The organism is Falsibacillus pallidus (assembly GCF_003350505.1).
Classification (GTDB): Bacteria; Bacillota; Bacilli; order Bacillales; family DSM-25281; genus Falsibacillus; species Falsibacillus pallidus.
In genome coordinates, this window is record NZ_QQAY01000031.1 from 1 (window position 1) to 10,791 (window position 10,791).

Annotated in this window: 10 protein-coding genes; 5 read left to right on the forward strand and 5 right to left on the reverse strand. The window is 43.9% G+C overall.

Features of this window, described 5'->3' with window-relative positions; translation table 11 throughout:
* Nucleotides 1–298: 298 nt before the first annotated feature.
* A complete protein-coding gene (locus tag DFR59_RS19815; RefSeq protein WP_114747396.1) occupies nt 299–685 on the reverse strand; it encodes a hypothetical protein in 387 nt (128 codons plus the stop codon).
* A 329-nt stretch (nt 686–1,014) separates the two neighbouring features.
* On the opposite strand from DFR59_RS19815, the gene DFR59_RS19820 reads away from it, so the two are divergent.
* Together DFR59_RS19820 and gdh are read left to right on the forward strand one after the other, a co-directional pair.
* Nucleotides 1,015–1,869 carry a GRP family sugar transporter gene (locus tag DFR59_RS19820; RefSeq protein WP_114747397.1) on the forward strand — a complete coding sequence of 285 codons (855 nt, stop codon included), beginning with the start codon at nt 1,015–1,017 and terminating at the stop codon, nt 1,867–1,869.
* A gap of 12 nt (nt 1,870–1,881) precedes the next feature.
* On the forward strand, nt 1,882–2,667 hold the full coding sequence (gdh, locus tag DFR59_RS19825; protein ID WP_114747398.1) for a glucose 1-dehydrogenase: 786 nt from the start codon (nt 1,882–1,884) through the stop codon (nt 2,665–2,667).
* Between the two features lie 204 nt (nt 2,668–2,871).
* Here gdh and DFR59_RS19830 read toward each other — a convergent pair whose 3' ends face one another.
* Complete coding sequence (locus tag DFR59_RS19830) at nt 2,872–3,579, reverse strand: class I SAM-dependent methyltransferase (RefSeq protein WP_114747399.1); 708 nt, start codon at nt 3,577–3,579, stop codon at nt 2,872–2,874.
* 349 nt (nt 3,580–3,928) lie between these two features.
* Between DFR59_RS19830 and DFR59_RS19835 the strand changes: the two genes are divergently transcribed.
* Nucleotides 3,929–4,366 (forward strand): YybH family protein, encoded by a 438-nt coding sequence (locus tag DFR59_RS19835; RefSeq protein WP_158538449.1) that lies wholly within the window; start codon nt 3,929–3,931, stop codon nt 4,364–4,366.
* Nucleotides 4,367–4,481: 115 nt separating this feature from the next.
* Here the strand turns inward: DFR59_RS19835 and DFR59_RS19840 are convergent, their stop codons facing one another.
* Together DFR59_RS19840 and DFR59_RS19845 are read right to left on the reverse strand one after the other, a co-directional pair.
* Nucleotides 4,482–5,270 carry an HAD family hydrolase gene (locus DFR59_RS19840; protein WP_114747401.1) on the reverse strand — a complete coding sequence of 263 codons (789 nt, stop codon included), beginning with the start codon at nt 5,268–5,270 and terminating at the stop codon, nt 4,482–4,484.
* 198 nt (nt 5,271–5,468) lie between these two features.
* Nucleotides 5,469–5,828: a hypothetical protein gene (locus tag DFR59_RS19845; protein ID WP_114747402.1), complete on the reverse strand. Its 360-nt coding sequence runs from the start codon at nt 5,826–5,828 to the stop codon at nt 5,469–5,471.
* Between the two features lie 258 nt (nt 5,829–6,086).
* On the opposite strand from DFR59_RS19845, the gene DFR59_RS19850 reads away from it, so the two are divergent.
* Together DFR59_RS19850 and DFR59_RS19855 are read left to right on the forward strand one after the other, a co-directional pair.
* Nucleotides 6,087–7,016 (forward strand): alcohol dehydrogenase catalytic domain-containing protein, encoded by a 930-nt coding sequence (locus DFR59_RS19850; RefSeq protein ID WP_114747403.1) that lies wholly within the window; start codon nt 6,087–6,089, stop codon nt 7,014–7,016.
* Between the two features lie 58 nt (nt 7,017–7,074).
* The gene (locus DFR59_RS19855) at nt 7,075–8,493 is read left to right on the forward strand and encodes a bifunctional metallophosphatase/5'-nucleotidase (RefSeq protein WP_158538450.1); all 1,419 of its coding nucleotides are present in this window, start codon (nt 7,075–7,077) and stop codon (nt 8,491–8,493) included.
* Between the two features lie 74 nt (nt 8,494–8,567).
* Here DFR59_RS19855 and DFR59_RS20455 read toward each other — a convergent pair whose 3' ends face one another.
* The gene (locus DFR59_RS20455) at nt 8,568–10,601 is read right to left on the reverse strand and encodes a BMQ_0737 family morphogenetic spore coat protein (RefSeq protein WP_245948547.1); all 2,034 of its coding nucleotides are present in this window, start codon (nt 10,599–10,601) and stop codon (nt 8,568–8,570) included.
* Between the last annotated feature and the right edge of the window lie 190 nt (nt 10,602–10,791).

A 10,791-nucleotide genomic window follows, 5' to 3' on the forward strand; every position in this document is an offset into this window, starting at 1 on the left:
TCCATAAAAGTCATCCTTTCATAAAGATTTCTTTATGGAAGGATAACGGATTTCACCCAATATTTACACCTTTTCGCTTAACTTGACGGCTATGGAACCTGTCCCCATGTCCCAAATAAAACAAAATGAGCCAGTCTCCCTGTGGTTTTGCAGCAGGGGGGCTGGCTTTGGTTTTAGGGTTTTTATGGTGTGGAAGAAGTTTAAAAGAAATGGCGAGGCATTTTAGTGTGAGTCTGTGTTGAGGATAGAATTGTGGGTAGAAGTTAATAGCCATCAACGTTATTTTCTTTGATGGAGATTAACGTTCTGTTCTGGTTTCAAGGTTGAATACTCGCTTATCGATATTGGTTATTCTTGTGTTTAAGTAATGAAAGTCAGATTCGGAGTTTTTGCTTGTTACTTTTAACATGGCTATGACATCTTCTGTTTGTGCTGTTTCGATTCGGTGGACTGTTTGTTTAATGTCTTTTATATCTCGTTGTGTAATAGATGAATCTTCACTCAGTTTCTTTACGGCAGACTTAGTCTCTTTTAAATCACTTTGGATGCTATTGACATCAGCACGAGTCTCTTTTAATTCGCTTTGAAACTCCTTCATTTCACTTTGAACTTCATTCATTTGTCTTTGAAATGCCTTCATCTCACTTTGAATTTCTGCAAGCATTCCAATGATTTGCTTTTCCATTTATCTCACCTCCTTCATTTCATTATAAAGCATTAATATTAATCATACTACCCGTGCGAGTCATATAGAGAATGGGATGCGTGGACAGGTTCCTCGTCCCAAATTGTGTTCGTTAAGGGGTGGCGATGCAGTGGTGATAATAGTGGAGCGGTAGGCGGTGTGGGACGAGGAACCTGTCCCTATGTCCCGATGAAAGGTCCATTGCCCCTGTTTCAGGATAAAATTTTTGGGTAAATCGTATGTATAGCAAAGGATGGGAGAATATATTCTCAAAGGGTATTTATTTGTACATAGCTTCCGCCATTTTTGTCACTTGAAGGAGAGGTTTTATGGATATTTTGTTGGCTCTGATCCCATCGCTGTGTTGGGGGAGCATTGTGCTTTTTAATGTAAAGCTTGGAGGTGGACCGTATAGCCAGACGCTTGGGACGACGTTTGGAGCGCTGATTTTTTCCATTGTCATCTTTCTGTTTGTGCATCCGGCCATGTCTCCATTTATCTTTTTAATCGGAGCGATTTCCGGGGTTTTCTGGGCCGTTGGGCAAAGCAATCAGCTCAAAAGCATCGCGTTGATGGGCGTCTCCAAGACGATGCCGATTTCAACCGGTATGCAGCTGGTCGCAACCGCGTTGTTTGGTGTGATTGTTTTCCATGAATGGTCAACGAAAATGACAATCATCCTGGGTTCAGCGGCGATTCTTTCCATTATCATCGGGACGATTTTAACAAGTCTGAAAGGTGAGGACGATGATTCGAATCCTGGTCAGCTGAAGAAAGGTATTTTCATTTTATTGATTTCAACCGCGGGCTATTTGGTATATGTCGTCGTCATTCGATTTTTTGATATCAATAGCTGGTCTGCGCTCTTGCCTCAGGCTGTCGGGATGGTCATCGGTGGAATTCTTTTGACCTTCAGGCATAAGCCGTTTAATAAATACGCGATTAAAAATATCATCCCTGGGTTGATCTGGGCGACAGGGAATCTGTTTTTATTCATTTCACAGCCGAAAGTCGGAGTGGCAACGAGCTTCACGCTTTCGCAGATGGGGATTATCATCGCGACTTTTGGCGGGATCATTCTTTTAGGCGAGAAGAAAACGAAGAAGCAATTGATCGGCATCATCATCGGAAGTATTTTCATTGTGCTTGGTGCTGTTTTACTTGGAATTGCAAAAACCCGATAAGGAGGAATTATTATGTATGAAGATTTAAAAGGAAAAGTAGTTGTAATTACGGGAGCTGCAACGGGGCTGGGCGCTTCGATGGCAGAGCGTTTTGGAAAAGAAGGGGCGAAAGTCGTCATCAATTATTACAATCAGCCGGAGAAAGCGGATGAAGTGAAGGAGAACGTTGAGAAGGCCGGCGGTGAGGCGGTTACTTGCCAGGCGGATGTGACGAAGGAAGAGGACGTCGTTAATTTGATTCAGACGGCGGTCAAGGAATTCGGCAAGCTTGATATCCTTATTAATAATGCCGGAATCGAAAATCCGGTCGATTCTCACGAAATGCCGCTTAAGGATTGGAATAAGGTGCTCGATACGAACTTGACGGGGGCTTTCCTGGGATGCAGGGAAGCGCTGAAATACTTTGTGGAAAATGAAGTGAAAGGCAATATCATCAATATGTCGAGTGTGCATGAGGTTATCCCATGGCCTAAATTTGTCCACTATGCGGCAAGTAAAGGCGGGATCAAATTGATGTCAGAGACGCTTGCGCTTGAATACGCGCCAAAAGGCATCCGCGTGAACAACATCGGACCAGGGGCGATGAATACGCCGATCAACGCCGAGAAATTTGCCGATCCTGAGCAGCGCAAAGAAGTTGAAAGCATGATTCCGATGGGCTACATCGGGAAGCCGGAAGAAGTGGCCAATGTCGCCGCATGGCTCGCATCCGAACAGGCAAGCTATGTAACAGGGATCACCCTATTCGTCGACGGCGGAATGACCAAATACCCGGCATTCATGGGTGGAAGAGGATAATATGGTGGGACGCGGGGACAGGTTCCGCGTCCCGTTGTTTGTTGATAGAGCCGCCGTGGGACAAGGGGACAGGTTAACTGTCCCTGTTTTTGTTGAGTGGGGCTGGAGCAAAAGGTTGTCGTTGGACAATCTTTTGCTCCAGCTTTTTTGTGTGTTGGGATGACGCGGGGCTTGGCGGGACAAGGAACCTGTCCCTATGTCCCATTATTTTTGGAAGAGGGCTGTCCACATGTCTTGGATGCCGAATGTGGGATTTCCTTCTTCCATGGGTTCCATTTTGCGCATTTCGATCAGTTGGAAGCCGCTGAAGATGGTTTTTAGCCGTTCTTCCGTGTAGCCTAATCCGCCTTTTAGACTTCTCAATCTGTAGACTTCCCAATCGGATATTTCAGATCCGCCGTATTGTCCGCCAGCCGCAAAACAAGTGATGGCAAAGTATCCGCCTGGTTTTAAGGCTTTCTGAAGCAAGTCGAGATAGCTCATTCTCCGGTGTGGAGCAATGTGATGAAAGCAGCCTGAGTCATAAATGATATCGTAGGAATTTTTCTCAATTTCCAGCTCGAAAATATCCCCTTGAATGAAGTTGACTGGCAGTTTTGATTCTGATGCTCGCTCTTTCCCCCATTTTATAGCCTCTTTCGACAGGTCCACTGCATCTACTTCACTGCCTTTCTGTGCTAAGTAGAAAGCGTTCCTGCCTGGACCAGCTCCTAGTTCAAGTACTTTTCCTGGCGTAAGTAGACCACTATCAAAATAGCTCACCAAATTTTCATCCGGAATATTGGCGAAGAAAGGGATATTCTTCTCTCGGTTTGTGTAGAATTCATTCCAGAATGGCGCGGGTTCACGCAGGAGTGAATCGAGCATTTTTAGTACATCGGAATGGCTGTAAATATCTTCGGAATTGTGCATTGTTTTCCTCCATTTTTTAAAAATTTGTATACTTATATAATTCGATTTTTCAGGGGGAATGCCCTTTTTAAGAGGTTTTGATGGAACTGTTAAAAGGGGATAAATATGCATTTAAAGCCCTTTTTAGAGGGAATAAGATCATTTTATCTCTATGTTAAAGGAGAAGTGTCTCAGTGTGGTGAGCGGGCATATTTGGGGTAGTAAGTGATTCTGAAGAGGTGTTGATTAGTCGATAGGATGAAAAAATTTCAACTTTTTTTTGAAATTTTTAACTAACAATTTGATCGGGAACAGGTTTTGAATAATTTTTATAGAAGTTATAAAGATGTAAGGGATGGGAGGAATGTGTATGGAAGCAGTTTTTACAAAGGTTCAAGATGTTTTGGATAATTATCAAAAGGCGGTTCATGAGCAGGATGTCGAGAAATTTGTTTCGACTTATGCAGAAGATGTCCACATATTCGACTGTTGGGGCAAGTGGGAATGCGAAGGGGCTGAGAGTTGGAGAGCATCTGTGGTAGATTGGTTCAATGGGCTGAAGGCGGAAGAGGTAACTCTGAAGGTACTGTTTTCGGATACGGTTATTGAAGAGAGCGGTGAACTTGCATTTATCCACAGCAATGTGACCTTTGCGGCGCATAATGCAGCTGACGAAAAGCTGCGTCAAATGACCAACCGATTTACATTCGGACTCAAAAGAGCGGATGGAGAGTGGAAGGTCACGCATGAACATTCCTCCTTGCCTATCAGCATGGAGACCGGCAAAGGGATGTTCAACCTGAAGTGATGTGGGCCGGTGGGACGGAGGGACATGGGACGCGGGGACAGGTTCCTCGTCCCATTGCTTGGGTGTGGGCCATGCACATGACAATAGGGACAGTAAACCTGTCCCCATGTCCCGCTTATATGGCATATGATTTTAGGAGAAAGCGTTCGATGAACTGGGCTAATCCGTCTTGTTCGTGGTGACCTGTTACAAAATCTGCTGCTGCTTTGACTTGTTCGCTGGCGTTCCCCATGGCTACTCCGGTGCCAATCTGGCTCAGCATTTGAATATCATTGGGTCCATCGCCAATGGCTACTGCTTCACTTGGACTTATTCCATTTTCGATAAGCACGCTTTTAATCGCCGCCCATTTGGAAACATTGGTAGCAATCAATTCAAACCCGTCATTCCAATCAATGACTTCTGCTTCCTTGTTAAACATAGCTGATAGTTCAAGACTTGGTGAACCCGTAAGAACACTATATTTAAGAACATTTTGATAAGCTGTTTTTCTTAAGTCTCCAATGTACCTCGGTTCGACTTTTCCGATTTCCGTCCAATAATCGATTTCTTCATTTGATTCTTTACAAAAGAGTCCATCTGCTGTGTGGACAATGACATTGCAAGGACTTTCAGCTGTCAACTGGTGAAAGCGTTCATCGTTCAGCTGTACTGTTTTCATTTGCATAGCTTTTCCTGTATCTCCATCATGTATGGAAGCGCCATTTAAACAGATCATGGGGGTCTGTAATCCCAATTCTTTATGGTAGGGAGCGGTGACTTCATAGTGGCGGCCAGTGGCTAGAAAGACCATCACCCCTTGTGAAACTAGGCTGTGAATTGCTTCAGAATTTCGGCGGGAAATGTAGTTTGAGGCATTCAGCAATGTACCATCCATATCAATAAATACTGCACGCACATTCATTCATATTACCTCCTCATTTGTTTCTTGCTGCTACCCCCATCCTACCATCTGAATATTAACCCTCAGTAAAGAGAATGTATAAATTGAATGTAGTTTGGTGTGGGACGGGGGGACAGGTTTGTCGTCCCGTTACCTGGTTTAGAGCTAGGAAAACAGCAGGGAAAAGGGGACAGAAAACCTGTCCCCTTGTCCCTGCTGTTATTCAAGGTGTTTGAAATGTTGTTCTTCGGGGATGCCAGGTGATTCATATATGCCGATTTGAACGATTTCCCCCTGTTTTTTGTCGTACCAATATATCACACCCTGTTCATCCGTGAATTCCACCAAAGTAGATAGTAACGGTATTTTTTTCATTACCACTTGAACGTTCTTGATATCATCCTCTGAATATCCCTCTGTGGATAAATGAGTGTAGGTTTCATCTTTGAGTACCCCCACGTTGTATTTGTAATAGCCAAACAAAGAGATCGGGATAAGGGTCATACATAAGCAAAGAGTGATCATTGCTGCTGCAACCCACCTTATTTTTTTCTCTACAACTAATCTACTATGATCCATTTCTCTTTCCCCCACTAAATTATTTCGCGTGTAGAAGATGGGCAGAACAAGTATCCCTGTGTCAATTGTATTCTTTTTTGAATAGGTGTAATCCTTTTTTTGACACGAGAAACCATTGTATTAATTTGAATACTTTGAAATAATTGTCATTAGGTGGGACGCGGGGACAGGTTCATTGTCCCGGTTGTGGATTACAAAATGAATGGAGAGTGGTGGGACAAGGAACCTGTCCCTCTGTCCCGGCAAGGAGGTGACGGAATGGAACATGATTCTTTAGTTTTGGTTGGAAAGAAGGATTTAAGGTGGATGACAAAGAGTTTGGATGAACTTAATGATGATGAGATGTTAGTAAGAACGATTGCAGGAGCAGTTAGTATCGGGGCTGAACTACCGCAATATATGGAGACGGATTTGACTGAAACAGCTCCCGTTTACCCAAAGGAAACCGGATATGAAAATTATGGAGAAGTAATAAGGGTCGGAAATGAAGTTTCTTCTTTCAAAGCGGGAGACAGAGTGGTTGCATCTTTTGGCCACAAGGATTATGGAATTGTAAAAGAGTGTAAAGCGATTTCTGTTCCAAAGGACATCCATTATTCAGATGCTTTACTGGCGATATTGTCTTGTGATGCTGCGAAAGGTGTCCTTAAGCTGAATCCGAAACCGACAGATAAGGTATTGGTATCTGGCATGGGGACAATGGGTTTGCTGACGGTATTTTTTTTGAAGGAATATAGCAAGGTTCAGCACATTGATGTATTGGATCCAGATCTAACAAGAGTTGGGTTAGCCAAACGTTTGGGTGCCAATCGTATTTATCATGATTCCACTGAATGCACGGACGGAGATTACAATTTCGGAATCGAGTGTTCCGGTTACAATGAAGCTTTTCAAACGCTGCAGGAATCAGTTCAGACACATGGAGAAATTTGCATTCTATCTGATGGAAATAAACAGAAATTTGAACTCCACCCACCCTTTTATGAGAAGGAATTGAAAATTGTAGGATCCAGTGATGGCTGGAATTATCATAAACACGCAGAATGGTATTTTAATAGGGTGAAAGAGGGAAACCTCTCTGTCAGTAAATTGTTTGAATTAGAAATCGACAAACAAGAGTTAATTAAATGCTTTAGAGAATTGAGTGACGGAAAAATAAATCCTGTAAAAGTGCTTGTTAAGTATTGAAGTGTTAGCGAGTGGGACAAGGAACCTGTCCCCATGTCCCGATAGAGGAGGAATATTTGTGAAGAAGTGGTTGACGATTATACATACGAATGATCTTCATGCTGAGTATGACCAGGCTGTCAGGCAGACTGCTTATATTAAGAGGCGTGTGGCGGAGCTTGAGGCTCGTGGTGAGAGTTATTTATTGGTTGATGGCGGGGATCATTTGGATATGAGCATCAATGAGTGTCTGGTGACTAGGGGAAAGCTTCATTTGAACATGCTTAAAGAGACGGGCTATCATGCCATGTCTGTTGGGAATAATGAGTTGCTTCGTTCGACGCCTGATTTGATAAGGGAGCATAGTCTCGAGACGCCTGTGCCATGGTTGATGTTGAATCTCGTTGAGGGTGATGGGACGCCTATTGGCGGTATGCGGGAAACCCTTATGATGACTTTAGAAAACGGGATGAAGATTGGACTTTTCGGGGCCACAGACCAATTCGGGGATCTTTATGAAAATAAGCATGGGTTTCGGAATCTGGATACCATTCAAGCAGTCAAGAATGCAGTGGCGGAATTAAAAGAACAAGGTGCGGATTTCATTATTTTTCTTTCGCATCTGGGGTATGAAGCTGATTTAACGAACGCAAAGGAATTGATCGGCTTAGTGGATGTGGTTGTCGGCGGGCACAGTCATACAGTTCTGCAGACTCCTGTTATGGAATCTGGGATGTTGATCGTCCAGGCAGGATCCCACGGAAAATTTGTGGGGGAACTGAAGCTGGAAGTGAATTTTGAAAATGGAAAGCATCAGATTGAGGCATACGATGGGAAATTAGTAGAAATCCACTCAGATTCGGAGGCGGATCTGGATATGGAAGCCATCGTGGAAAAGGGCCGCGAGGAAACGGATGAATTTTTATCAGAAGTATTGTTCGAATCGAGTGAACCGCTGTCGCACAGGGATGTCGTTCAACTGATGGCGGAAAGCGTCCGCAGCTTCTGGGAGGCTGAGGTTGGAATTATGTATGGGGGAGCTGCCGTAGAAGGGTTGGGTACCGGCGAAATCACAAAAGGGGATGTACTGACTGTCTGCAAAAGTATGCACTCCCCGGTGTTGATGGAGCTGACCGGAGATCAAATCGCTGGATTGGTAGCAGATAGTTTGAAAGAAGAAATCACAAGCAAGCTAGTATATGGCAACGGCTTCCGTCCGCATGGAATATCGATAGGTTCACTGGCGTTCTCGGGTTTGGAGTGGACATTTCGTGATGGAGTGATATCCGACATCAGAATAAACGGAGAAACTCTGCGGAATGAGCAAGTTTACACAGTAGGATCGGGGTCGCCCATGCTGTACGAAGAAGTCTGCGGATATTCCTCCGTCAAAGGGAATAGATTACTAAAAGTCGAAAACATATTAATGGTAAAAGACGTATTTATGCGGTATCTGACGGGACAGGGGGACAGGTTCCTCGTCCCATCTATGAACTGATTGATTATGCATAGTTATAGTGTAGTAGATTAAAGGAATGGGGGTGGGACAAGGAACCTGTCCCTGCGTCCCCATTATGGTCTGTCACTGCAATCGCCAATAAAGGTGATTGGACTCAATGGGGATGTAAAGGCAGTTGAAAAGGTGTTCCCCATAAAATCTGTGGCATCAACGGTCCAGTGTCCGATAGAGCCAGTAATGGTTAAAGTAATGGTCACTTCGTATAGTCCTGTTGGTAAAGTGTTTCCAGTTGCTCTTGCTGTGCCTCGTACACGTGCAAACGTACCATCATCACAGTTTATTTCAATTCGTCTACCAACTATGAAATTAATTGTGTTTCCGCCTGAGCCAAATGTTACGTTGAAATTGTCAACCGCCGGATTACACATTGGAGCTGCTGTGAAGCATTGAACTGCTGTCACATTTATTGTCCCAGATAAGGATGATGGAGCTCCTCCAATCGTAATATCTACATTCGCAGGGGCAGATCCTCCGGAAACACCTATACGGAATTTGCAAGTGCAATCAGGTGTAATACATTCCACTTGAATACCAATACTAGCTGAAACAGGCTGCCCCAATACTGTTGTTGTTGCAGTTATTGCTGTAGATAAAAGTGGGGTTCCCTCAGGAATGGTTAATGTGGTGGTGAACGAACCATCTGCTTCAGTCGTGGTGGGGTTGAGTGAGAAAGTGCCGATAGCAGGGAAATCACTGAAGAAGATTTCGGCACCACCTACAGGCAATCCGTTGCAGAACAATGTCCCGGTTATTTCACCACTACACGTAATCAATGGATCAGCTTGCAGCGTCATTACACAATTGCTTGCACAGGAAACATTAACGGTGATGGATGCCGAGAGCATTTGCCCATCCACAGTAGCTGATGCAGTTATTTCGACATCTGTGGGAGGAGTGCCAGGGGGAACGATGACACCTGAAAAGTAGTTGCCATTCATTCCGGTAGTGGCAGGATTAGGATCAAATGTTACAATTGGCGGGTTTGCCGTAAGGGTTACTGGTACCTCAGGGATGACCGTGTTGCCGCACCTTACGCGGCCATCCACTACCCCATTGCAGGAAATAGATTCGGGACCGAATAAAAATAAGATACAAGGTTCTGCAAGGCATTGAATCTTTGTCGGAAGCGTATTAGATACGTTTTCCCCTCCGACTGTGGCGCTTGCGGTAATGGTGATATCAGTTGGATTTGTACCTTCTTCAACAGTTGCGATTGTGCTGAAATTCCCGAATGCATCTGTAATGGTCGGGTTAGGAGAAAAAGTTATGGCTCCAGAAGTAGCAGTAAATGTAACAGGAACTCCGCCAACCCGTATTCCATCACATGCAACGAATCCTGATAACGTTCTCTCGCAAACTATATCTGCAGGCACAAATAAAGCAATCTCGCAGACAGTGAAGTTGCAATTGAATGGCGCCTCATCTGCGGATCTTCTTAATTCAACCTTAGAAAGCTGCAAAATCCAGTCGTATACTTTTTCTGTTTTGATACAGAAACTCTCCACTTGCTGAAGGGGAGAAGGCTCAATTTTTGGTGTGTCACGGCGGTTCTCAACATCCTTTTTTTCAAAAACATCACATGAAGGGGGGAGAACATATTTCACGCAGCTCTTTGTGATAATTTCCCTCGGTGTACAAAATTCTCCGGACAATTCTATAACCGCATCAGTTACAGTCTGGATGCTCTGGCAAATATCAAATTTGATATCCACTGATTGGTAAATCCCATTGCGGCAAACTATGCGGGCAGTACATTTGAAATCACTAACCATACACTTAATTTTTGTGCCGTCGGGAGCACACATTAGAAATTGTTCATCCTGACTAAACGGAATAGGATTTGAAATACAAGTTTCGATTCCGTTGGTGACTTGGACAACAACAAAACCGGACTTGAGAAGTTTGATCTTCTGCAGCACCGTTTCTTGTCCGGTGGGAAGCATCACAGTGACACTTTCCCGACCGTTTGGATTGGAAATTTCTTCACATATTATAGCGGATGGATCCAATGGATCGCCATTGGAATCAGTTAAAAAACAAGAAACCACACCCCCTCTTCTCAAAAGTGCACAAATCTCATAATTCAATTAACACTACTCCTTTCTAAATGCTTTTATAAACTATCATATGCAGGAAGAAAGCAAGAGGGAAAGGCTATTTCCCCGGGACAGGGGGACAGGTTCCATAGCCGTCAAGTTAAGCGAAAAGGTGTAAATATTGGGTGAAATCCGTTATCCTTCCATAAAGAAATCTTTATGAAAGGATGACTTTTATGGA